Origin of the sequence: Streptomyces sp. NBC_00316, assembly GCF_036158715.1 — a bacterium.
GTDB lineage: Bacteria > Actinomycetota > Actinomycetes > Streptomycetales > Streptomycetaceae > Streptomyces.
In genome coordinates this window covers 8,614,908-8,638,789 of sequence record NZ_CP108023.1, presented here as the reverse complement: position 1 = coordinate 8,638,789, position 23,882 = coordinate 8,614,908, and the positions used below count along the sequence as shown (strand labels likewise).

Here is a 23,882-nt window from a genome sequence, read left to right as displayed (position 1 = left end):
TGCCCACCCGTACACCGCATGACGCTGCGCAGATGCCCCTTGGAGAGCATCTTCGCGAGCTGCGAAACCGTCTGGTCAAGGCCGTCGGAGCGATCCTGCTCGTCACGGTCGTGGCAGCCCTGTTCTACAAGCAGCTGATCGGGTTCCTCATCGATCCGCTGCCCGGCTGCGCCCCGGGCCGGCCGGCCGGCCGGAGCGACGCGGGGCACTGCGGCGTGATCGCCCTCAACGGCCTGCTCTCCCCGTTCACCCTCGCGCTGAAAGTATCGGCCACCGCGGGAATCGTCGCCGCGAGCCCGGTGTGGCTGTATCAGCTGTGGGCTTTCGTCGCGCCAGGACTGCACCGCAACGAGAAGAAGTACACGCTGGTCTTTCTCGGGGCAGGTATCCCCCTGTTCCTGTCGGGCGCCGCCGTGGCGTACTGGAGTCTGCCGACCACGACACGGGTGCTGATCTCCTTCACCCCGGACAACGCCACCAACCTCCTGCCCGTCGACGACTTCCTCGACCTGGCCACCCGCATGGTCGTCGTCTTCGGTCTCTCCTTCGAACTCCCGGTCCTCCTCGTGCTGCTGAACCTCGGCGGCCTGATCACCGCGCGCCGGATGATCGGCTGGTGGCGCGGCATGCTCATGGGTATCGCCGTCTTCGCCGCGGTCACCACTCCCAGCACGGACCCGCTCAGCATGCTGCTGCTCGCCACCCCCATCAGCCTGCTGTACCTGGCGGCATGCGCGATCTCCTGGTGCAACGACCGCCGCCGAGAGCGCACCGGCGGGGCCGGGCCGGACAAGAACCCGCAGGACACCGAAGCATCCCCCGTGGACCTGACTCCGGCCCCCGTCGAACCGCCCGACCGTGTCACCACCAGCCGGCCGTGACGGCCAGGTGACCGGATGAGTATGCGGCTGTCGCGAGGGGGCGCCCTTGCCGCACCCCACATACGAGCAGCCTCCAAGCGGGGTCGGTCCCGTCCGGCCCCGGCCCGAAGCCGTTGCCGCGCGGGGCCCGGCACGGGTTGTCCCGACGCGCCTTCGTCGGCGGCGCTGCCTGGCTGTCGCCGCTCCCACGCGCAGGGCGAAGGGGTTCGGTGCGAGCACGATGAAGCTCGCCGCGGACAACGTGCAGAGCCTGGTCATTCCCGGCTGCGGTCACTGGGTCGCCGAGGAGGCCCCCAAGGAGATGCTGACGGCGCTGACCGCGTTCCTGGCGCCGTACCGTGCTGCCGCCGCGTCCCGTCCGCTTCGCTGGCCGACACCGCCCGGGCGTCCGGGCATGCGTTTGCCCGGTGGGGCCGAGTGGCTGAACCACGAGCCGCTCGGCCCCACCGGGCTGCCTGCCCGCTGCCTGCCGCTGCCTGCCGCTGCCTGCCGGATCCTGTGCCCGTGCCATCGGGTGTGTGGGCGGGCGCAGACCAGGGGCGTCAGGGGGGTCTCCCCGGCGCGAGGCGGCGGTGAAAGCGGCGGTCGTCGTCCCCATCCGGTCGGCGACGCGTCCACGGCGAGGCGGACTTGTCGAGCCGCGACCGCTGTTGGCCTGACGGCTGCGGTCGGGCGCCGCCGTGCCCGGCAGGGTGATGCCTCGTCCGGCGGGCGCACTCGGTCCTCGCCGGGTGATGCGGGCGGCGAGGTGTCCGGCCGGGGCCGGGTGGGCGTCGACGAGGTCGTCGTGGATCCGTTCGGTGATGTCGACGTCCTGGACGGGGCGATCGCGGTGATCACCCGGCCGGCCGCCTCGAACCGGACGGTGCCGCAGTCTCGGTCAGGCGGACCCGGCAGCCGCTCCGGTGCCCCGTCGGCCGTCCGCCCGCCGGCTCAGGGGGCGAGCCGGCGGGCGGTCGTCACGGTGCCCGTCGCCGGGGCGCGAGCGATCGGCACCGGGGGCGTCAGAAGACCTGGACGAAGCAGCCCACGGCAACGGCGGCCGAGAGCATGGCCACTGACACTGCCATGAGGGGTTTGGGTATGCGCATGGGAGTCCTTCGTTGTCGGGCCGATGTGGGTCACAGGCAGTAGCGAACGAGCCACTCGTCGGGGCTGTAGGTGTTCTTCGCCGGGTCCGGCACCGTGGCCGCCCGTTCTTCGACCATCTCCTCGGGGCGGATTCGCTTCGGCAGGCTGCCGAACCGGGCGCGGCGCGCCGTTTCGGCAGGGTCGGGGCTCTCCTGCACAGATTGCATTGCATCGTCTCCTTGAGAGATCCGTGATGGTTCCTGGTCGGTGGCGGGCCGATACGGCCCGCACGGTGCAAGTCGGCCCAGAGGTAAGTCCTTGCGCGCGGCGACGAACGTCTCGACCGACCGGGCAGGTACGCCCGTCACGTGTTCGACGTCGTCGAACGCGCGGTCCAGCGGTACGTCCGCACGGAACACCGGGTGCGGCCCGTGCCACCGGCGCCGGCGCCGGCGGACAGGAACAGGGGTGCCGGCAACCATCGGTCGGTCTCCTTCCGGTGACTGATGCATCCGGATGTGATCACACGCGGGTGTGGCGCGTGGAGGATGTGCGCGACGTGCGGCCCTGAAGCTGCTGCCGGCGCCGGTAGGGGGCCGGGAGCAGGGACCCTCCCGGAGCGTGGGTGGATATGCACCACCCACTAGGAGTATATGCTCGCATTTGCGGGACGGCAAGGACGGCGCCGGCCCCCGCCCGACGCAGAGCCAAGAACGCCGGTACGGCCGGGGTCTCCTCGCCGTGGCGGCCGTGACCAGTGCGCGGGAACAGTTCGCCGGCCGGGGCGAGGCGGTCTCGCCGGGCATGCCCATCCGTGCTGCCCGAGCACGACATGCCGGCCGCCGCCGTCCGCACTCCCCGCACGCCGGCGCCCGGCCCGGTTGGTCCGCATCGATCCCGCCGACGCCCTCGGCCGCCTCCCCGCCCCTGCGCCCGGGCCGGGGCGGCGGCCGCGTCACGAGGGCCGAAGTCCGCCGCGGCCGGCGGGTGCACGGGATGCCGGCGGCGTCCGGGCGTGCGGGGGCGGCCCGCCGGCAGCGCCGGAACCGTCGCGCCCTACTCGGCCCAGGGATCGAAGCCGGTGTCGAGGACGGCTCTCAGTGATGCGCGCAGCCGGGCCGCCTTGTCGGCTCCGAAGCTCCCCTCGAACCGGTCCTGCACGGCTTTCCACAGCGGCAGTGCCGCCTTCACCCGGGAGAGGCCGTCCGGCGTGATCGTGACGATCCGTGCCCGGCGGTCGGCCGCCGACGGCTCGACGGTCACCAGGCCCTCCCGCGCGAGCGGCTTGAGGTTCGAGGCCAGCGTCGTACGGTCCATGGCGATCATGTCGGCGAGGCCGGTGATCGTCGTTTCTCCGTGCGCACCCAGCTTCTGCAGGATGCTGAACTGCGTCGCACGAAGACCGACCGGGGCCAGCGCCTTGTCGTACGTCGCGCCGAGATACCGGGCCGCCTTGCGCAGGGTCAGGTTGTTGCACGCATCGTCGGGGTTCGTCGGCGCAGGGGTCATCGTCTCCTCCAAAGCTTCCCCTCCCAGGATAAGAGCATGTGCTCGCACATGGAAGCCGGGCCGGCGCCCTGAAGCCGCGGGAGCACCGGGCCGTGTCGGCGGGCGGCCGGCGGGATGTGCGCGTCCCGTCCGCGGCTCGCGCGCGGGCCGGGGCGTCCGGCCGGCGGCGGCCGGGGCGGGAGCGGTCGTCGTGGGCCGTCAGTTTCCCGGGGCGGTGGCCGCGGGTTCCGTGAGCGGCGCCGCGTCGAGCAGGACGGCCGCGGCGGCGCGGGCGGTGGTGGAGGCCGAGGGGTCGCGGTCCATCCGTGCGGAAAGTGCGGCGCCGTCGTAGAGCAGGTGCAGCCGGCGGGCGAGCCCTTCGGGGTCGGCGTACCCGGCCTCGGTGGCCAGTTCGGTGAACAGGCCGCGTACCCAGGTCCGGTAGTCGTCGGCCGCGCGGCTGATCGAGCTGTCGTCGGGTGCTTCGGCGGTGGCCCGCACGAACGCGCAGCCGTTGTACCGGGGGGTGGTGAAAAGCTCGCCCTGTGCGTCGAAGACGCCGAGCAGGCGTTCGCGGGGGGTCCTGAAGCGGGTCAGGGTCCGCAGGATCCGGTCCTGGATGCGCGTCTTGCGGGATTCCAGGTAGGCGCAGACCAGGCTCTCCTTGTTCCCGAAGGTGTTGTAGAGGGATGCCTTGGCGACGCCGGCGTGCTCGATGATGCGGTCGATGCCGACGGTCTGCACGCCTTCGCTGTAGAAGAGCTCGTTGGCGGCCTCGAGCAGGCGCTCCCGTGCGGACGGCTTCGTTGCGGTCCTGGTCACCATGACGATCACCCTTTCAGACAGATCAGTCTATTCTAGCCTTGGTCTTCAGCCGGAGACGGTCTGCGGCACCTGTGCGCTCTGCGGTGCGGGTGCCGTCTCGTCGGCGGCTTCCGGCCGGAGCACTGCCACCGGTTCCGCGCGGCGGCCGCTGAGGAGCAGCCCGGCCAGCGCGGCGACCGTCAGCACGATGACGGCGATGCCGTACTCCCGGGCGGTCTGCAGCAGCCCGCCTCCGTGCACGACCAGGACGCCGCCGATCACCGCGGGGACGCCCAGGCCCAGGTAGGACACCACGTACAGCAGGGACAGCACACCGGCCCGCTCGTGCGGTCGCGTCTGCGGCATCACCATCCGGATGCCGCCCTGGAACCCGCTGCCGAAGCCGAAGCCGGCGATCGCGCTGCCCGCGAAGAACCCGGTCGCGGCGGCCGGGCCGCCGGTGCCCGAGCCGATGGACACCAGGGTGATCGTCACACCGGCAACCAGTGCGCCGGCGCCGATCAGCATCACCGTGCGCGTCGAGGTCCCGCGCAGCACCAGGACGGCCAGGCCCGCAAAAGCGGCGAGCACGAACAGCGGCAGCCCGCCCCACACGAGGGAGGTGGAGTGCACCAGGGTCCGGACGATGGCCGGGCCCAGCGAGCCGTAGAAGCCGGCCAGTGCCCACACCGCGAACAGGACGGGGGCGGCGATCGCCACCGGGGTGCGGGCGGCCCTGGGCAGCTTGATCTCGGGGGCCAGGCTGGCCAGCGCGCCCGGCTTGCGGCTCACCGTCTCGCGCAGAGCGAGCACGCCGAGTGCCTGCAGGACGAACATGCCGAGCAGTACGAAGTAGACGAGGCGGGTGGGCACGGGCAGGTACTGCACGATCAGCCCGGAGACCAGGGCGCCGCCGGCGGTGCCCACCGCGGGCGCGAAGGAGTTCAGGAAGCCGCCCCTGCGGGGGTCGATGTCGAGCATGCCGGCGCCGATCGCGCCGAGCGCGGCGCCGGTGCCCACGCCCTGGACGACACGGGCGGCCAGCAGTGCGTCCACCCCGCCGGCGGTGGCGAAGACGACCATGGCCGCGACCTGTCCGGTCAGCGCCGCCAGCAGGACCGGCCGGCGGCCGACGTGGTCGGAGATCTTGCCGAAGACCAGGAGCGAGACCAGCACGGCGAGCGCGTAGACGCCGAAGACGATGGTGGTGGTGATCGGCGAGAAGCCCCAGCGCTGCTGGTAGATCGCGTAGAGCGGGGTCGGGGCGCTGGATGCGGCCAGCAGCGACACGACGATCGAGGCGAGCAGGGCAAGGGAGGCGATGGGTCCCAGGTCCCGTCGTCGCCGGTGGGCGGCGGGCGCGGCGGACCGTCGTACGGGGTTGTTCGTACGGGCGGCGGAGCGCGCAGTGGGGGTGAGGCTCATGGGTCACTCTCATGGTTAGACAGGTCTGTCTAGTACAGGGAAGAGATTAGACAGACCTGTCTAGTCCGGTCAAGTGAGGGGTTGATGACTCAGGTCACGCGGCTCCACCGATCGGTCTGACTGTTCGGCCCGGGCAGGTTCGCGGCAGGGGGCGGAAGCCTGTGGCGCAGGCGGGGAGCCCGGCGGGCATCACAGGGGCGCACCTGGCGCAGGGGACGCCATGAACCGTCATGCCCTCCCGCGGGCGCGGGAGGTGCCGGTGGGCGGGGAAGGGGTCGCATCCACCGGGGCGCCCGGCGGGCGGGCCGCCGGGCTCGGGCGTCGGCCGTGGGGCGCCGCGTACGCGCGATGGGCCCGACGGCGCTCCGAGCCCGGGCGGCGCCACCGGCCGAGGGGGCGTCCGGGGTGGCGGCCGGGCCGTCGCGCGGCCGGACGGGCGCGGCGGGTGCCGGCGTCGTGCGGGCACGGCCGGGGTGCGCCCTGTCCGTGTGGACGCCGCGCTCCCGTATCGGCGTTGCCCGCTGATGTGCTGTTTGTCGTGATAAGTACCTGGAGGGAATGGGTGTGGAAAGGGGCCGTGGGGCCGAAGTCCGGGTGAAACGGGTTCGGGGCCTCGTGGGGCGGCCATGCGCTGCAGGGCCGAACATTTCGCCGGCGGAAGGTGTACGGGCGTGCGGCATTACGATCTCGTGGTCCTGGGGATGGGCAGCGGCAACATGCTGCTCACCGACGAATTCGCTCATCTGCGTACCGCTGTCGTGGAACCGGACCGCTTCGGTGGCACGTGTCTGAACCGGGGCTGCATTCCGAGCAAGATGTTCGTCGTCACCGCCGACGCGGTCGAGGGGGTGCGGGCGGCAGCGCGGCTCGGTGTCCATGCGAGCGTCGAGCGCGTCGACTGGAGGGCCATCCGTGACCGGGTGTTCCACCGGATCGATCCGCTGCACGACAGCGCGCTGGACTACCGCAGGGAAAACGGCGTCGACGTGTACACCGAGGAGGGGCGGTTCGTCGCGCCGAAGGTGCTGCAGGCCGGAACCGAGCGGATCAGCGCCGACACGTTCGTCGTCGCGGTCGGGTCACGGCCCGTGGTGCCGGACATCCCCGGCCTGGACACCGTGCCGTACCACACCTCGGACACCATCATGCGGATCGACGAGGTGCCCGCGTCCATGGTCGTCATCGGTGGGGGTTTCATCGCGGCCGAGTTCAGTCATGTATTCGGCGCGTTCGGTACGGATATCACGATCGTGCAGCGGGGGCCGCGCCTGCTGATGGCGGAGGACGAGCAGGTGTCGGCGCGGTTCACCGAACTCGTATCGCAGCGACATCGCGTACTTCTCGAGGCCGCCGTCACCTGCGTCGAACGGCATGCCGACGGCGTCGCGGTCACCGTGACCTGCCCGGACGGCGAGCATGTCGTGCGGGCCGCGACGCTGCTGGTGTGCGTCGGCCGCCGGCCCAACACCGACCGGCTGGACGCGGCCGCCGGCGGGCTGGACCTCGACGAGCACGGCCACATTGCGACCGACAACACCTACCGCACCTCGGTACCGGGCGTCTGGGCACTCGGCGACGTGGTGAACCACTTCCAGCTCAAGCACATGGCCAATGCCGAGTCGCGGCTCGTGCAGCACAACCTGCTCCACCCCCAGGACCTGCGCACGCTGGCCAACACCGTTGCGCCGCATGCGGTCTTCACGAGCCCGCAGATCGCAAGTGTCGGACTGACCGAGCAGGAGGCGCGCCGTCGCGGGATCGAGTACCTGGTCAGTACCCGCCCCTACGCGGAGGCCGCGTACGGATGGGCGCTGGAGGACACCACCAGCTTCGTGAAAGTCCTGGCGAACCCTGTCGACCGTACGGTCCTTGGCGCGCACATCATCGGCCCGCAGGCCTCGACGCTCATCCAGCCCTTGATCCAGGCGATGACACTGGGCCTGACGGTGGACCAGGTCGCCCGGGACGTGCTGTACATCCACCCGGCCCTGACCGAAGTGGTCGAACAGGCTCTGCTGGCCCTGTAGCGCCCCGGACCGGCCCTGTGGGCGTCCGGCCCTGTAGCGCCCCGGACCGGCCCTGTGGGCGTCCGGCCCTGCAGCGCCCCGGACCGACCCTGTGGGCGTCCGGCCCTGTAGCGCCCCGGACCGGCTCTGCGGGCGTCCGCCGCCTCGGATCAGGTGCGCGGCTGCTCGGCCCCGACCGGTGCCCGCTGCACGCCGTGCGGGAGGGCGGGCCGGGAGGGCTTCGGCCCGTCACGGTCGTCCTCGTCGTCGGCCGGTTCCCCGAGGCCGAGGGAGGCCGTGGCCTCACCCAGGCCCGCCGCGTCCTCGGCCTTGAGGAGTGCCGCCGGTGCCCCGGCTCGGCCGGCCGGCAGGGCGCCGGCCCGCGTCTGCGCGGCCTGCGTTCCCGTCGGCTGCGCCGTGGAACTCCCCGACACCCTGCCCGGCCACCCGCCCCGACTCCGCCGCCAGGAGCAGGGAGCCGTCGAGCACCCGGCGGGCCCGCCGGGTGCTCGACGGCCGGCCGGCACCGGCGGCCCGCTCTCGGCCATTCGGGTGACACACTTCCTCCATGACGACCCCCACGCCGCAGCAGGCCCGCATACTCATCGCGGCGTTCGCGGTCACTTTGATGACAGTCCTGGGCGCTGCAGGCGGCTACCTTCTGGATGGCCCTGTCGCCGCTGCCGGCGCGGGTGTCTCGACGGGGTGCGGCGCCCTGCTGGGCACCTTCCTGGTCCGCGGCCGTCAGGCTCGGCAGGAAGCAGCGCTGCGGGGCTACGCCGACGGCATCGCGCACATGGTCCTTGCCCACACGGCCGCCTACGAAGCTGCGGTGTTCCCCGTCTCGGGTCCGGGCGCCGTCACACCCCAGGAGCGTCAAGCGCGCCGCACCCGCTCGTATGCGGTCGCGGCGGAGGAGGCGCTGCCGCACCCGGTGCGCAGGGCGGCGGCCGCGGCTCTCGCCGCGCTCGATCACGGCAACGCCACAGCGTCGCGGGAAGCGATGCAGAACCTCTTCTTCGCCGTGCACGAGGAGACCGTCCGGCCCTGACGCACCCCGGAACGGGAGCGTCGCGGTATGCATGTTCTCGTTCTCGCTCCCGCCGCTCCCCGGTGCCGTCGATCCGGCGCGCGGGAGCAGGGCGAAGAATCCCGGCGTGGCCCCTCGGCGTCGCCGCACCGGCCCCACGGACGTCGTCCGCCGACTCGTGCGCGACCGTGACGGCGGACACTGCGTGCGCTGCAGCAGCGCCCAGAGCCCGGCCATCCACCACCAGGTCAACCCCGGGGGGTGAGCTCCTCTTGTGAGGAGGGGACCGATCAGGCGGGCCATCTGCTGCTCGCGTGCGCCGTCCGCACCCCCCGGTCCGGGGACCGCCCCTGCGGGTCCTGAGCCCACGGCGGGAAGGGAAGGTCCGCCGCCCGATGCTCCCGGGCGAGAATGGCCGTCGCCTCCCCCGGCGGCGCCCCTGCGTGCTCCCGCCCAAACGGCGGTCGCGTGCGCGCCACGCGGACGGGCGGCACGGTGAAGGCCCGCACGATCCCGCTCACGTTGCACCGGCCCGGTCCGCGTCCACGAGGACGACCCGGCCACGATCCGTCGCAGCACACGCCGAGCATCGCCGGGTACACCGTCGGGCCGGCGCGCCTCGAGGCCGCCCCGCCCGGTGTCACCCGCGCCCGGTGTCACCCGCGCCCGGTACCAAGGCTGCGGCCGGTCCGTCCCCGGCAGGTGGCACACCGTGCGCACCGTCCCCTTCAGTGCCGGACGGGTCGCGGCAGGGGTGCCACCGGACCGGCGTGCTGATCACGATCGCCTCACGCTCACGGACCGTCCACGCCGGTGTGGACCGGAGCCGAGTACCGCGAGCACCGGTGGGCCGGGACGGATGACGGCCGCCCCGACGCCCGCCCCTGCCAGCAGCGCAGGTGCCGCAGCGACAGATGCCGGCGGGCGCGGCGGGGCGCGCCGCGGTGGCGCTCACACGAGGAGGACCCCGCAGCGCCCTGAGCCCGGGACGCCCTGGACCCCAGGGGCGCTGCGCCGTCCTGGGGCAGGACACCGGCGGGATACGTGTCAGGACGAGCGGCCCGTGGCCGACGAGAACCGCCGCCGCCGTCCGCCGTGTCCTCACCGACCTCATCAACTTGTGCACGATTAGTCAGCTCACCGTCGCATAACTCACAATTAACTTGTATGCGTGGTAAATGCTCGCTACCTTTTTCAGGAAGGCGGAAAGCCGGGGCCCATCCGGGGCCCCCTGCCCGACCGGTCCGTCCACACGCTCGAGGAGAACCACCATGAACCGACTGTCCGCACGCCGCTCGCCCCGCGTCTACGCCTCCGTGTTCGGCGTGGCCGGTGTCGCCGCGGTCATGGCAGCCGCGACCGGTGCGGTGGCTGCCACCGCCACCCCTGCGAGCCGTGCCGGCAGCAAGCCGACCGTGGTCCTCATCCATGGCGCCTTCTCCGAGTCCGCCGGCTGGCACGGCGCCGTCAAGCGTTCGCAGCACGAGGGCCGCCCGGTCGTCACACCCGCGAACCCGCTGCGCGGCCTCACCGGCGACACCCACCCGGCCGGCGCCCCCACCAGCGTCAAGGGCCCCGGCGCGCTCGCCGGGTACCCCTACGGCGGCTCTGTCATCGCTCAGGCCACAGCCCACAAGAAGAACGCCAGGGCACTCGTCCACATCGCCGCGTTCTGCCCCGGCAAGAGCGAGAGCACCACCGAACTCGCCGGCAAGTTCCCGGGCCACGCCCTCGGTCCGGCCCTGAACAAGGCCCCCTTCGCCCTGGAGAACAGCAAGGCGGGCACCGGCCCGTCCACCGGGGCCGGCACGTTCGACGACCGGTCCGCCGCCGACACCCCCCGTCGTGCCACCGCACTCACGGCCGCCACGCAGCGTCCCGTCGCCGCCCCGGCCCTGGACCAGAAGGCCGCCGCGACGTCCTGGAAGCACATCCCGTCATGGAACCTGATCACCCTTGACGACACGAACATCCCGGCCGCCGCCCAGCGCTTCACGGCCAGGCAGGCACACTCGCACACCGTCGAGATCAAGACGTCCCACCCCGTCACCGTCACCCACCCCGTGGCTGTCTCCCACTCCGACACCGCCTCCCGGCTCGTCGAGCGCTCCTCCTACGCCACCGTGCGGTGATGACCCGTCAAAAACCGTGGCAGCCGCACCGGTTGCACAGCGGGGCGCTCATGCCACGGCAGAGCCCGGTCCTGCACACGCGATACCGGCAGAGCCCGGTCCTGCACACGCGATACCGGCAGAGCCCGGTCCTGCACACGCGATACCGGCAGAGCCCGGTCCTGCACGCCCGCGAAGACCTCCGGTGCGGTGGAGACATCCCTCTCCCCCGCACACGGAGGTCTTCGCGCGCACCATCACACCCCGACCACACACGACAGACAGCACCACCCCCACCCGCTCCCCCCGCACCCCCGGCCCGTCACGGGGCAGCTCAGCCCGTACCACCAGCACCAGACCACCCCACTGCCCGGGCAGAACAGCCGAAACACCCCAGTCCCATGCACATGCGACACGACGGCCGTGACCGTGCGCCGGGCGGGAGGGCCGGGGGCAAGCGGGCCGGAACACCCCGTCCCACGCACATGCGACACGAGGGCCGTGACCGCGCGCCGGGCGGGAGGGCCGGGGGCAAGCGGGCCGGAACACCCCGTCCCACGCACATGCGACACGACGGCCGTGACCGTGCGCCGGGCGGGGCAGCAGCGGTGCGGTGCGCCGGTAAGGGCACGCGTGTTGTGGGTGAGGAGCGGTGAACGGGCTCTCAGGAACACAGCACAGCAGCAGCGGTGGGGTGAGGGCCGCGGGTGTGTGCCGGTGCCCGAAGGCCGGTGCTGCTACATCCAGTTCCGGCGGGCGGCGTGCCACGCCAGTTGCATGCGTGTGGTCGCGCCCGCGCTGGCCATCATGGCCTGGATACGTCGCTGCACGGTGCGGCGGCTGAGCCCCATCTGGCTGGCTATGGCCTTGTCGGCCACACCCGCGACAAGGAGGGACAGCAGCTGACGGTCCATCGCCGACAACTCGTGGCCGCCGCTGTCCCCGTCGGTGCCGTTGACCGTTCCGGACTCGTTCACGTGCAGGGGGACCGCGTCCTCCCAGTAGCGCTCGAACAAAGCAACCAGAGCCTCGAGCAGATTGCTGTCACGGACCAGAGCGGTAGTGGGCTCTTCGGAACTGCCACCGGGACCACCGGGCACGAGAGGGCAGATGGCGATGGTCCGGTCGGCAACGGCCAGCCGCAGAGGAAGATGCGGGACCGCACGCGCCGTCTCTCCCGCCCGTACACCCTGCGCCACATTGTCGACAGCACCAGGATCATCGAAGAACGCCCGCTCATACACCACGCGATAGCGCACCCCCCGGTCAAGCGCATCGAACTCCGCCTGGTTACTGCCCGAAGGCATCGCCACGTAATGCGCCTTGCAGAACCACAACATCTCGTGACGCGCACCGTCCTGGATCCGGCGCAGATTCTGGCGCAACGCCTCGGCACCCGTGATCACCTCGATGAGCTGATCAGGATCACTACGACGCCTGGTATGCCGGTACGTCTCCACCAGACCGGTGACCGCCACCCGGGCACGGTCCAAAGCATCGGTCTGCCGCTGCAGATGCGGCAGCAAAGCCACGTCCGGAGGCGCAGCCGCGAAACTACGCGGACTGCGATCCGTCGCACTGGCCAGCCCCTTGGCTTCGAGCGAGGCCAACGCCTGCCCGACATCGGCCGGCACCAGAGCACACTGCCGCGCAATCTCGTCCGCCGACGCGGCAGGCACCATCACCAAAAGCCTGTACACAGCCTCCTCGGCCGAGGTCAGACCCGCTGCTTCCAGCATCGTGTTCCTTTCCGCTCACACCAGCGACAAGCAGGAGTGACAGGACGGGCTGAACATGAAGAGCAACACGCCAGACACCCAAACACAAGCAAGGGCACAAGCAACGACAGAGACACAGGCACAAGCAAGGGCAGCAGCACAGGCAACGACACAAGCAAGGGCAGCAGCACAGGCAACGACACAAGCAGGGGCAGCAGCACAGGCAAGGGCACAGGCACAGGCACAAGCAGGGACAGGGGCACAGGCAGGGGGTGACGATCCGTCCGAGAAACCCGCGCACGGCACATCACCGACGGGCGGCAGCCGGGATCGCTCAGGTGCGAAGTCAGGTGCGAAGGTTGACCGTCAAACGCTCCAGGAGCGACTTGGTGTCCTCGAACTGCTGAGGACTGAAACCGACAGCCTCCCCCATCGCGGCAGGAATCGCACGAGCACGCTCACGCAGCCCGGCCCCCTGCTCGGTAAGAGTGACCAGCACCGAACGCTCATCCTCGACCTGACGCTCACGACGGATCAACCCATGCGTCTCCATCCGCTTCAACAACGGCGTCAACGTCCCATAATCGAGCTGCAAAAGCGCACCCAAAGTCTTGATAGGGACAGCACGGTGCTCCCACAACACCAACAACACCAAATACTGGGGATAAGTCAGATCGAACTCGTCGAGCAACGGCCGGTAGCGGTTGGTCATCGCACGCTGCGCCGCATACAAAGCGAAACACATCTGATCCTCAAGAAGCAGACTGGCCACAGAGGCATCAGCCCGCACCCCATCCGTCTCGATCCCGCCCATCACAACCCCTCTCCCACCTCACAGATCTCCCGCATTGCTAGTAACATACCCCAAAACTTCAACGCACGCAATTACATTGCACACAAAGTTCCTGATGTTCCCGAGAGGCTCCCGACCCACACAAACCCAACACCACCAACCAACACCAACCACACCCCACCCAGGGACAGACCAAAACCACCACAGCGCCATACCCGCCACGCCACGCCCAGACAGACCAAAACCACCACAGCGCCATACCCGCCACGTCACGCCCGGGATGGACCAAGACCGCCGGGACGCCATACCCGCCACGTCACGCCCGGGATGGACCAAGACCGCCGGGACGCCATACCCGCCACGTCACGCCCGGGCGGGAGCAGCGCTGTGACCTCAGTACAGGACGCGGTACAACAGCCGATGCACGGCGGCCGTCACCACGACGGACAGCAACACACCCCACCCGAAGACACCGACCAAGGCCGGGCCGCCCACGCCCGCCGCCCACCGCCCGCAGGGAGGCGAGGCGGCAAAAACACGGACGGGCCGTCGGCCAGGACCGGGCCAGGACGGGCCGGGCCAGGACGGGCCGGGCCAGGACGGGCCGGGCCGGGCCGGGCCGGGCCGCGGTACCGCACCCCGGTGCACGGCAGCAGCCACCACAACGGCCAGCCCCCCAAACAAGACACCCACCCGGACCGGGCCACCCACCACCCCCGCACACACCCCGAGCACCCACCCCCGGCATTCCCAACCGATTCCGACCCGCGTCATGCTGCTCACCGGCCCCTACGGCTCCGGCACGTCGCCCCTCGCCGTCACCGCCATCCGCGCCTTCGCGTCCTGGATCCACCAAGCAGACACCGAACAACACCCCCCAGGGGTGACGGCACCCCACACACCACTCAAGGGCGACGGCGGCCCACACACCAGGGTGACAGCGGCCCACACACCACCCAGAGGGTGACAGCGGCCCACACACCCCCCAGGGGTGACGGCACCCCACACGCCACTCAAGGGTGACGGCGGCCCACACTCCGCCGCACCGCGGGGTGTTGCAGGACCCGCCCGGCGTGTTCACTACGGACCCTCTCCCGGGCACCGCGGCAGCCAGCCCCCTCCCCCGCCAAACAAGCGGACAAGCGGACAAGCGGACAGGCGCACAGGCGCGCAGGCGGACAGGCCCGGTACCTCCCCAGGCATTCAGCCGAAGCAACAACCGAGGCACAACGGCGCGCCCGACAGCAGCAACACCCCCCACCTCATACGCATGGTCGGACAGCAGATGCCACAGCCCACCGAAAGCCTCGGCGTCGACCCCCAGATGGAACTGCAGGGCGCGACCACGGCAACCGGTGCACCCCCGGTGCGTTGATGCACCGCGGGTGCCGGCCGGCGACACCCGGACACGCCACCGGCCCAAAGCACGGGAAACAGCGGCGGCACAGACCCGAGGAAGGCAGCACCCGCCACCCAAAAACTCCCCGGCACCCGCCACCCAAAGATTCCCCGGTGCGGGCGCGTGCCGTCAACGCCTCGCGGGCGGTGAGGCCTTCACCGAGGCCGGTGAACCCGCAGGATCAGGCACCCGCCCTTTTCGGCAGCCGCCAGTTCGGACGCGGAAAGTGACAGGTATAGCCCTCCGGATAGCGGACCAGGTAATCCTGATGCTCCGGCTCAGCCTCCCAGAACGTGCCCGCCGGCACGACCTCGGTCACCACACTCCCCGGCCACAGCCCCGATGCCTCGACATCGGCAATGGTGTCCTCGGCAACCCGCCGCTGCTCGTCGTCGAGATAGAAAATCGCGGAACGGTAACTGGCACCGACATCGTTACCCTGCCGGTCCCTCGTCGTCGGGTCATGAATCTGGAAAAAATACTCCAGAATGGTCCGATAGTCGGTGACCGCCGGATCAAACGCGATCTCGATCGACTCCGCATGGCTTCCATGATTGCGATACGTCGGATGCGGCACATCACCACCGCTGTATCCCACCCGCGTACCCACAACACCCGGAAGCACCCGCAGCAAATCCTGCATACCCCAGAAACAACCACCCGCCAGCCAAGCCCTCTGCCGAAAATCACTCATACCCACTCAACCCTCATCCCACACTCGAAAACACACAAACAAGCCGTCACCCACACCGGACAACAACCCGAAAACGACCAGACACCCCACACTAATTCCACCCACCCACCCACCCACCCACCCACCCACCCACCCGGCCACCCACCCCGCACTCCTGCCACGACCCCCACCAACACCCCACCACCAACAAACCCACCAACACAAAGACCCCAACCACAACACGCACCCCACACCCCACACCCCGCACCCGAGATGCCCATGACCCCCAAACCCGGGATGCCCACACCCCCGAGCCCAGGGTGCCCGTGACCGCAGGCACGGCCTGAACGCAGCACACGACGAGGCCGAGCAGCGCCAGGAGGAACAGCGCGAAAACGAGCCGCACACCCTGACCCGGCCGACCACCGCCACCTACCCGAGGTCGTACGCGGAACGGCCCAGGATCAACTTTTAAGTGTGCACAATATAATGTTGTACGTTAAAGTTTGGGTCCATGCTGTTAACGGGCGAAAAGGCCCCCGAGAGGAGCGGTGATGAACAAGACCGAGGCGGAGCCCGACAAGGACGGCGCAGTCAGCCTGCTCCTCGAAGATCAGATGTGCTTCGCCCTGTACGCGGCACAACGCGCGATGACCAACCGCTACCGTCCGCTGCTCGACGAGTTCAACCTCACCTACCCCCAGTACCTGGTCATGCTGGTGCTGTGGGAACACGGCACCCTCCCCATCAAGACCCTGGGCACCCTCCTGCAACTCGACTACGGCACCCTGACACCGCTACTCAAACGCCTGCAGACCCACGGACTGATCCGCCGCGAACGCCAGATCCAGGACGAACGCTCCGTACACATCACCCTCACCGAACAGGGCACCGAGCTCCGCGAACGCGCACGCACCATCCCCACCGCCATGGCAGAAGCCGTGAGGTTCACCCCCCGAGAAACCGAAGAGGTCAAAACCCTGCTCGAAGACCTCACCACCAACCTCCGCGCCTGACCTACCCCGGCAGCCCCCGCACCGACCCACCGCATGCGAAGCCCCGGACAGCAACCACCAGCCCGGACGACTGACGGCGGACGACGCATCCTCCTCAACGCTCACCTGTCCGCCCTCACCGGCAGGAAGGCCAAGCGTTCGCATCGGGGGCGGCCGCGGTCCTTGAGTACAGTTCCTGCGCTCGCACCACAAGACCAGGGCTCAGCTGTCCCGGGTCGCAGTCGCCGCCACGGAACACAACACACAGGCCAGACGTCGCTGATACCCGGGTGCGCACAGACGGGCGATGCTGGGACACTCCCAGCATGCCGATCACTGAAGCCACGCCCGGAGTGTCCATCGCGTACGAGACCTTCGGTGATCCCTCTGATCCAGCGGTCCTGCTCGTGATGGGTTTCAGTGCTCAGATGATCGCCTGGCACGAGGACTTCTGCCGCGCACTCGCTGAACGTGGACGCTTTGTGATCCGGTACGACAACCGCGACTGCGGGCTGTCCACCACGTTCGACGATCACCCCGTCGACATGGGCCGATTCATCGGCACTGTGAGCTCGGGAGACATCGCGTCCGCCCTCGCGATGGTGCCCTACACCCTGCAGGACATGGCCGACGACGGCCTCGGCCTGCTCACCGCGCTCGGAATCGAACGAGCTCACGTGGTCGGATCCTCGATGGGCGGCATGATCGCCCAGACGATGGCCATCAGCCAGCCGGCGCGAGTGCTGACCCTGACGTCGATGATGTCCTCGACCGGCGAGCCCGACTACGGCCGGCCCAGCGCCGAGGCCCAAGCAGTGCTCTTCAGCCCGAAGCCACCGGAGCGCGAGGGGTACATCGCAGCGGCGGAAAGAGATCTGGTGTGGTCCTCTCACCGCTATGGCAACCCCGCGCTCCTTCGTGAACTGGCTGCCGCAAGCTACGACCGCGCTCACTACCCGGCCGGAGTCGGGCGGCAACTCGGAGCAATGATCCTCGGTGGCTCACGCGCTGACGCACTCCGCACGCTTCGAGTGCCGACCCTGGTGATTCATGGTCTGGATGACACACTCATCGACCCCAGCGGCGGCAAGCGAACCGCCGAACTGGTACCCGCAGCAAAGCTCTTGCTGATCCCCGACATGGGGCACGACCGCCCCCGAGAACTCTGGCCCGAGATCATCGACGCCCTGGCCACACATACCCACTGAGCGCTTCCTCGCGGGCCAAGGCGGCGCAGCCACGCGGTCATGTCAGCGTCGGCGTCGCCGACTTCTTCCCCGCCTACGGCGAGACCACCAGCCAGGTCGTACCAGGGCAAGAGGCGGCGTTGACGTCGCGCAGGGCACGTTCGGCGGTGTGCGCCTCGATCAATCGCGGCGCCTTTCGGCCTCGCCACCAAGGCGAGACCGACTGCGCCAGGGACCTGGTCGACCCCCTGACCCCGGCCCTGCTGCCCCTGGCCGACTACGTATGCGACAGCAACGAACTGCTCGTGAAATCGCGCCTCAGGGCGCACAGTTGCTGCTGCACTGCACCAGCGACCGACGCCCGCCAGAGCCGGCCCTGCCGTCTGAAGACTCCCACCTACCCACATCGGCGGCCTCGCACTTCGGGTGATCGAGGCCGCGGTCTCGGTGCCACCCCGACACGTGATCGGGCAGGGGTGCCGTTGCCGGGAATCCGATCGCCCCGGCCGCCAGGCCAGCCTCCGGGACGCCCGCGGCCGCACCGGCACCCCAGGGGAGCCGGTCCGGCCGTGTGTGCGGCGTGCGGGGGTCAGCGGGACGCTGGGAAGCCCAGGTCCGGACCGGTCGCCGTCTCAGCCGGGTCCGGCCAGCGGCTCGTGATGACCTTGCCGCGCGTGTAGAAGTGCACGGCCTCGCTGCCGTACATGCGGTGGTCGCCGAAGGCCGAATCCTTCCAGCCGCCGAAGGAGTGGTAGCCCACCGGCACCGGCATCGGGACGTTCACACCGACCATGCCGGCCTCGACCTCCAACTGGAACCGGCGGGCCGCGCCGCCGTCACGCGTGAAGATCGAGCCGGCGTTGCCGTACGGGGAACCGTTGATGATTTTCATGGCCTCCTCGTAGGTCTCCGCGCGGACCACGCACAGGACGGGACCGAAGATCTCGATCCGGTAGGCATCCGAGTCCGTGCTCACCTCGTCGAGGAGGGAGATCCCCATCCAGTGCCCGTTCTCCAGGCCCTCGACAGTGAAGCCCCTGCCGTCGAGCACCACGTCGGCTCCCTGGGCGGCCGCGCCCGCGACGTAGTTCGCGACCTCGTCGCGGTGCGCCTTGGTGACGAGCGGGCCCATCTCGGACGCCGGGTCGTTGCCCGGTCCTATCTTGACCTTCGCGGCGCGCTCGGCGATCCGGGAGACCAGCGCGTCGCCCGCCGAACCGACCGCGACCACCACGGAGACGGCCATGCAGCGCTGGCCCGCGGAGCCGTAGGCGGCGGACACGGCGGCCTCGGCCGCCGCGTCGAGGTCGGCGTCGGGCAGTACCAGCATGTGGTTCTTGGCGCCGCCGAGGGCCTGGACACGCTTGCCGCTCGCGGACGCCCTGCTGTAGACGTGGCGGGCGACCGGCGTGGAGCCCACGAACGAAACGGCCGCCACGTCCGGGTGGTCGAGCAGCGCGTTCACCGCGACCTCGTCGCCGTGCACGATGTTGAGCACGCCGTCGGGCACGCCCGCCTCGGCCGCGAGCTCCGCGAGGAGCATGGACGCGGACGGGGCCTTGCTGCTCGGCTTGTGGACGAAGGTGTTCCCGCAGGCGATCGCCATGGGGAACATCCACATGCCGATCATCGCGGGGAAGTTGAACGGCGAGATGCCCACGACCACGCCGAGCGGCTGCCGGATCGACGCCACGTCGACATCGCTCGACACCCCGGTGGACGTGTCGCCTTTGAGCGCCATACCGAGTCCGCAGGCCAGTTCGACGATCTCCAGGCCCCGCGCCACCTCGCCCAGCGCGTCCGCATGGACCTTGCCCTGCTCCGCGGTGATCAGCGCCGCGATGTCGTCACGGCGCGCATCCAACAGGGCGCGGTACCGGAAGAGAATCGCGATCCGCTGAGTGAGCGGGGACGTGCGCCAGGTGGCGTAGGCCTCCTTCGCCGCGGCGACCGCGGCATCGACCTCGTCGGCGCCGGCCATCGCCACCTGTGTGGTGACCTCTCCGGTCGCAGGGTCGGTCACGGGGCCCCAGGTGCCGGAGGCGCCCGAAGCGTCTCCGAAGGGCTTGCCACCGATCCAGTGGGTGACGGTCTTCATCGGCAGAACTCCTTCACAGATGACGGCGGCGAACTGCGAGGTTCCTGTCGTTACACCTCACAGGCCTTGACTGCGGCCGGACGCGGCCTCGTTCTCAGTCACGGGCACGAGCCACCACGCCTTCGCGGCCGGGGCTCCTGACTTGGAACCTACTGTTCTGAACTCCACGTAGGAGCAGATGGAAGGCTCGGGGCCCGAAGTGCCTCACTCAGGTCCCGTACTGCGGTGGCGCGGTTCACACGCATGCCGAGCGCCGCCGCGTTCGCCGCAAGACGGACGGGTAGCAACTCCCCCGCGCAGGAGCCATCGGCGGCCGGGACCGGTACAGGGTCGAACGACTTCTACCGCCTCGCCACCACCCGCGCCTTCGCCGAACAACAAAGTCGCGACAGGTTCAGCAGCTGACCGCCGACGCTTCCCGCAGATTTGATCTTGTGCTCTGGCTGATTGCTGCAGGCGGAGAGTCGTGCCTGCCCTGCGCGGCTAAGGGCTGTCCCGTAATCCCTGGTGGATCAGCGCGCGGCGTCAGATGCGGTGCATCGCAGGCGGAGGGACGTCCGCATACTGGGCGTATACGGGCGTTCCGACAACGCGGCGAGGTGCCGTAGCTGTCGTCGTGCGCCCGCCAGGGGTTACGGGACAGCCCTTAAGTACCCCTGGCAGGCGCTGTCACCGGGTGAGGGCACACTCGCAGCATGAGCGCCTCTTCGACTCTCGCAGCCGATGCATCCCATGTCTCCCCTGTCTGGGTGGAATCGATGGGCGACCCTTTGATCGTCATCCCCCTCTCCACGCTGGCTGCATGGCGCCGGTGCACGGAGACCGGAGTCATGACGGGAGACTCGACCGCTCCCGACGACTACGACCGGGCCTGCACGGTGGACGATCTGGCCGGCGTGATCACCGTGGGCGAGAGCACCGCGCAGGCGCTGGTGCCGGCGGACGAGCCAGCCACCAGCTGCTATCTGCCCGAGCACGGCGTCTTCCTCCGCCGGCTCGCCGCCGACTCCGCGACCGGGTTGATGGCCGCAGCACAGACTGTCCTGGCGGACCGCGCCACCCCGTGGAAGGAGTGCGGCACGCGGGTGTCCGACGGGCCGGCCGTGCTCATGGACTCCGCCGAGGCAGGCGCCGACCTGAGCGTCGTGTATCCCGGCGGCGGAATGCCCGCGCAGGCAGCGGTCCCGCTCCCCGCCGGCCGCTGGAGGGTCCGCGCCACCCACACCAAGGCGGACGAGGAGAACTGGGTCGGCCTGGTCCAGATCCTGCCCACCAATGCCTGACCCCGCAGTCACCCCAGATCTCACCTGCGACCGACGGTTACGGGACGGCCCTTGGACCGTTGCCACCGGCCCCCGCCGGCACAGTGTCGCCGCCCCTCAATGGCAGTCGGCTGCGGGGGTGGCGCGGAAGACGTCTTCCCGCCCCGTGAGGGCCGCCGGGTCGGCGGTCCTCACGGGCGTGACGGTCCGGAAGATCTCGCCGGGAGGGGGTGAAGCCCCTTGCCAGGCGGCCGGTCGGGCCTGCTCAGCTGATCTGAAGGCGGTCGGCAAGACCGGCGGTGGTGAAAGCGGCTACCAGTTCGTCACGGCCCTCGGTGAAGTGGGCCCAGCCGTCGTAGTGGACGGGGACCACCCGGCGGGCGCCGAGGATCTTGGTGGCTTCGGCGGCCTGTGCGCTGTCCAGGACGATCAGTTCGCCGTCGAAGACGACGGGGAAGCGCGGAGCCCCGGCGAACAGGATGGCGATGTCCACGGGGGCGAAACGCTGGGCGATCTCCTTGACCAGGTCGAGGGAGGGGCACTGCCCGGCATGAGAGCAGGGCTGGCGGTATACGGGGAAAATCCAGGGGAGCGGACGGCCGCGCGCTGCTACGGTCGGGCGCTATGAGCTGGCTCCCCGATGACTTCGTCCATCCCGTCCTGGTACCGCTGCCGGGCAGTGGTCATCACCTGCGGCCGATCCGGGAGGCGGACACCCCGCTCGACTATCCGGCTGTGATGGGTTCGCGCGAGCGGCTGTGGACCATCTTCGGCCCAGCCTGGGGCTGGCCCGCGGCCACCATGACCTACGAGGCCGACCAGGCCGACCTGTTGCGGCACGAGAAGGAGATCGCCGCACACCAGTCTTTCAACTACGCGCTGTTCGACGCGGCGGAGACAGCTCTGCTCGGCTGCGTCTACATCGACCCACCGGAGAGGGCCGGCGCGGACGGCGAGATCTCCTGGTGGGTAGTGGACGAGCTGGTGGGCAGCAAGGTCGAGCAGGCCCTCGACGAGCTGGTGCCGCAGTGGATCGCCGCCGACTGGCCGTTCGAGCAGCCGCGCTTCCTCGGCCGCGAGATCTCCTGGTCGGACTGGCTCGCCCTGCCGGAGCACCCCGACGCGTAAGTAGCTTTTGTCGTAATGCTCTGGGGACTTGGTGCTCGAACGGCCGTCTCGATTGGGTGGTCGTCGGGTGCTCGGCGCATGCGAGGCCGGGTGCGGGCTCGGCCAGCCAGCCTCGGGCGACCAGGCGTTTCGCCTTCGACCGCAATGCCTCCACCCGCGCCGGCACCACGTCCATGCCGAACACTGCGGCCATTTCCTGGCAGGTCAGCGGCCCCTGGCCGAGACGGACACGGTCCGCGACGGCTTGAAGGATGCGCTGGTAGTCGACCGACAGCACCGAAGAGGCGACCTCCTCACGCCACACCGGCACTTGCGATTTCGGGTTGGCCGCATCACGGGACGCCGGCTGCTTGTCCGCCTCCCGAGGCCCGGCGGCAGCTCGGGGGCCGGCGTCAGCGGCGCTGTCCGGAGCCAGAACCGTATCGACCCGCCGCCGGGCGATCGCCCACTCCTGCCATTCCTCCTCGGCCGCGGCCAACTCGGCCTGAATACGGTCGGCCTCCTCACGCAGGCCATCGACCCGACGCCGAGCAAAGAGCCCGTGCTGTTCCAGTAGTCCAACGACTGACGGCATTCGAGACCTCCCGGGGAACGACGACCTGACAGGCCACTACTCCCACGGGTCTTACGCACCTATCCGCAACCAGCGGAACACGCCAATCACACCCGGAAACACAACAGCTTCTCACCTATAGCCCATGGGGAAGACCGTTCGGCTGACCTCCGCCGAAAGGCGACCACCCTCCGTACTGCACACCGACTGCCCCGGCCGGCCTCCCCCGGACCAGCAGGGGCAGTCCTGCCTACCGAAGGCGACGATCCGGTCCGACCGGCCAACGCACAGCACCGCCGTCAGCCAGAGCGGCCTGACAGCTCATCGGCACGAGCACTGATCAGCCGACGGACGATGACGGAGGATCGCGACGGTTGGCTGTCCGCACGCTGGACCAGGCTGACCTCGATCGGCTCCGCGTCCACCAGGGGGAGCCACACACCAGGTCGGTCGCAGGCTGCAGGGTGTCGAAGCGTGCGAGCAGCCCGACCCCGGCGCCTTGGGCGACCATGGTCTGAACCGTTCGGGCCGACATGGCCTCGACCACCGCCTCGGCATCCGGGAGGTACTCGCGTAGCCACTGGTGGAGAACGGTACCCGGCCTCATGGTGACGATCGGCCACTGGCCGAGGTCGTCCCATGTGACCTCACGTCGGTGGGCGAGCGGGTGGCTCGGCCTGGTGCAGATTCCGAGTGGCGCCGCCATGAGCCGTCGTCGGGCGAGACCGTTCGGAGCGGGCTCGCTCGGCGTGGTGACCACGGCGAGGTCCAGGTCGCCGCCCATCACTGCGCGTTCGATGTCGTCCGAGGAGCCCTCACGCACGGAGAAACGCAAACCCGGGTGGTCGGTGAGGAGCCGCCCCACAACAGGAGCGATGATGGTTTCGACAGTCACCGACCCACCGCCGATGGACACCCGACCCTGATACGTCCCGTTGGATGCCAGCGCCGTCTCACGCACGGCTTCTTCGGCTGCCACGAGACGGGTGAGCGGACCGACGAGTGCCTCGCCGGCCGGCGTCGCACGAACACCTCCCCGGCTCCGGGCAGAACGACGTCGAGCTCCTCCTCGAGCGTGGTGAGCTGCTGTCCGATCGTGGGCTGGCTGACGCCGCAGGCAGCCGCTGCCGACCGAAGAGATCCGGTGCGTACCGCGGCGAGCAAGTACCGGGCTCGTTCGACTCGCATCAGCCCATGTTATTGCCATCAACTTTCACCGGTTCCAGTCATCGGCATCTTCCCGCAGTGATCGCGACGCGA

Annotated in this window: 19 protein-coding genes and 2 pseudogenes; 8 read left to right on the top strand and 13 right to left on the bottom strand. The window is 69.9% G+C overall.

All coding sequences use genetic code 11. The features are described from left to right. The first annotated feature begins 32 nt into the window (after positions 1-32). Positions 33-881 (top strand): twin-arginine translocase subunit TatC, encoded by an 849-nt coding sequence (gene tatC / locus OG878_RS38575; RefSeq protein WP_328884905.1) that lies wholly within the window; start codon positions 33-35, stop codon positions 879-881. Between the two features lie 1,121 nt (positions 882-2,002). On the opposite strand, the gene OG878_RS38570 is transcribed toward tatC, so the two are convergent. The 4 genes from OG878_RS38570 to OG878_RS38555 all read right to left on the bottom strand — a co-directional run bounded on the left by OG878_RS38570 (position 2,003) and on the right by OG878_RS38555 (position 5,669). Then, on the bottom strand, positions 2,003-2,434 hold the full coding sequence (locus OG878_RS38570; RefSeq protein WP_328891533.1) for a hypothetical protein: 432 nt from the start codon (positions 2,432-2,434) through the stop codon (positions 2,003-2,005). A gap of 574 nt (positions 2,435-3,008) precedes the next feature. Beyond that, positions 3,009-3,461: a MarR family winged helix-turn-helix transcriptional regulator gene (locus tag OG878_RS38565; protein ID WP_328884906.1), complete on the bottom strand. Its 453-nt coding sequence runs from the start codon at positions 3,459-3,461 to the stop codon at positions 3,009-3,011. Positions 3,462-3,659: 198 nt separating this feature from the next. Further along, positions 3,660-4,265 carry a TetR/AcrR family transcriptional regulator gene (locus OG878_RS38560; RefSeq protein ID WP_328884907.1) on the bottom strand — a complete coding sequence of 202 codons (606 nt, stop codon included), beginning with the start codon at positions 4,263-4,265 and terminating at the stop codon, positions 3,660-3,662. Positions 4,266-4,310: 45 nt separating this feature from the next. Then, the gene (locus tag OG878_RS38555) at positions 4,311-5,669 is read right to left on the bottom strand and encodes an MFS transporter (protein ID WP_328884908.1); all 1,359 of its coding nucleotides are present in this window, start codon (positions 5,667-5,669) and stop codon (positions 4,311-4,313) included. A 671-nt stretch (positions 5,670-6,340) separates the two neighbouring features. Here OG878_RS38555 and OG878_RS38550 point away from each other — a divergent pair. Continuing rightward, a complete protein-coding gene (locus tag OG878_RS38550; RefSeq protein WP_328884909.1) occupies positions 6,341-7,696 on the top strand; it encodes a mycothione reductase in 1,356 nt (451 codons plus the stop codon). Positions 7,697-7,845: 149 nt separating this feature from the next. Here the strand turns inward: OG878_RS38550 and OG878_RS38545 are convergent, their stop codons facing one another. After that, on the bottom strand, positions 7,846-8,109 hold the full coding sequence (locus OG878_RS38545; protein ID WP_328884910.1) for a hypothetical protein: 264 nt from the start codon (positions 8,107-8,109) through the stop codon (positions 7,846-7,848). Between the two features lie 134 nt (positions 8,110-8,243). Between OG878_RS38545 and OG878_RS38540 the strand changes: the two genes are divergently transcribed. Beyond that, on the top strand, positions 8,244-8,726 hold the full coding sequence (locus OG878_RS38540; RefSeq protein WP_328884911.1) for a hypothetical protein: 483 nt from the start codon (positions 8,244-8,246) through the stop codon (positions 8,724-8,726). A 1,250-nt stretch (positions 8,727-9,976) separates the two neighbouring features. Continuing rightward, positions 9,977-10,837, top strand: coding sequence for an alpha/beta hydrolase (locus OG878_RS38535; RefSeq protein ID WP_328884912.1), 861 nt, complete (start codon positions 9,977-9,979; stop codon positions 10,835-10,837). Positions 10,838-11,553: 716 nt separating this feature from the next. Here the strand turns inward: OG878_RS38535 and OG878_RS38530 are convergent. From OG878_RS38530 to msrA, 3 genes are all read right to left on the bottom strand, one after another. Continuing rightward, positions 11,554-12,555: a helix-turn-helix domain-containing protein gene (locus OG878_RS38530; protein WP_328884913.1), complete on the bottom strand. Its 1,002-nt coding sequence runs from the start codon at positions 12,553-12,555 to the stop codon at positions 11,554-11,556. Between the two features lie 325 nt (positions 12,556-12,880). Next, entirely contained in the window at positions 12,881-13,348 is a 468-nt protein-coding gene (locus OG878_RS38525; RefSeq protein WP_328884914.1) for a MarR family winged helix-turn-helix transcriptional regulator, read from the bottom strand. Positions 13,349-14,907: 1,559 nt separating this feature from the next. After that, positions 14,908-15,420 (bottom strand): peptide-methionine (S)-S-oxide reductase MsrA, encoded by a 513-nt coding sequence (gene msrA, locus OG878_RS38520; RefSeq protein ID WP_328884915.1) that lies wholly within the window; start codon positions 15,418-15,420, stop codon positions 14,908-14,910. 533 nt (positions 15,421-15,953) lie between these two features. Here msrA and OG878_RS38515 point away from each other — a divergent pair. Together OG878_RS38515 and OG878_RS38510 are read left to right on the top strand one after the other, a co-directional pair. Continuing rightward, positions 15,954-16,415 carry a MarR family winged helix-turn-helix transcriptional regulator gene (locus OG878_RS38515; protein WP_328891076.1) on the top strand — a complete coding sequence of 154 codons (462 nt, stop codon included), beginning with the start codon at positions 15,954-15,956 and terminating at the stop codon, positions 16,413-16,415. A 305-nt stretch (positions 16,416-16,720) separates the two neighbouring features. Beyond that, positions 16,721-17,602 carry an alpha/beta fold hydrolase gene (locus tag OG878_RS38510; protein WP_328891075.1) on the top strand — a complete coding sequence of 294 codons (882 nt, stop codon included), beginning with the start codon at positions 16,721-16,723 and terminating at the stop codon, positions 17,600-17,602. Positions 17,603-18,170: 568 nt separating this feature from the next. On the opposite strand, the gene OG878_RS38505 is transcribed toward OG878_RS38510, so the two are convergent. Continuing rightward, on the bottom strand, positions 18,171-19,679 hold the full coding sequence (locus tag OG878_RS38505; RefSeq protein WP_328891074.1) for a CoA-acylating methylmalonate-semialdehyde dehydrogenase: 1,509 nt from the start codon (positions 19,677-19,679) through the stop codon (positions 18,171-18,173). Between the two features lie 695 nt (positions 19,680-20,374). On the opposite strand from OG878_RS38505, the gene OG878_RS38495 reads away from it, so the two are divergent. Next, positions 20,375-20,962: an Imm21 family immunity protein gene (locus OG878_RS38495; RefSeq protein WP_328891073.1), complete on the top strand. Its 588-nt coding sequence runs from the start codon at positions 20,375-20,377 to the stop codon at positions 20,960-20,962. 244 nt (positions 20,963-21,206) lie between these two features. Here the strand turns inward: OG878_RS38495 and OG878_RS38490 are convergent. Beyond that, positions 21,207-21,491 (bottom strand): annotated as a pseudogene (locus OG878_RS38490) (MBL fold metallo-hydrolase); the annotation flags it as partial. Positions 21,492-21,565: 74 nt separating this feature from the next. On the opposite strand from OG878_RS38490, the gene OG878_RS38485 reads away from it, so the two are divergent. Next, complete coding sequence (locus OG878_RS38485) at positions 21,566-22,069, top strand: GNAT family N-acetyltransferase (RefSeq protein ID WP_075026644.1); 504 nt, start codon at positions 21,566-21,568, stop codon at positions 22,067-22,069. 85 nt (positions 22,070-22,154) lie between these two features. On the opposite strand, the pseudogene OG878_RS38480 reads toward OG878_RS38485, so the two are convergent. The 3 genes and pseudogenes from OG878_RS38480 to OG878_RS42465 form a co-directional block, all read right to left on the bottom strand. After that, positions 22,155-22,643, bottom strand: a pseudogene (locus OG878_RS38480) (hypothetical protein); the annotation flags it as partial. A gap of 319 nt (positions 22,644-22,962) precedes the next feature. Next, complete coding sequence (locus OG878_RS38475) at positions 22,963-23,583, bottom strand: substrate-binding domain-containing protein (protein WP_443049219.1); 621 nt, start codon at positions 23,581-23,583, stop codon at positions 22,963-22,965. Next, complete coding sequence (locus OG878_RS42465; RefSeq protein ID WP_443049218.1) at positions 23,514-23,810, bottom strand: LysR family transcriptional regulator; 297 nt, start codon at positions 23,808-23,810, stop codon at positions 23,514-23,516. The genes OG878_RS38475 and OG878_RS42465 overlap by 70 nt, the downstream gene beginning before the upstream one ends. Between the last annotated feature and the right edge of the window lie 72 nt (positions 23,811-23,882).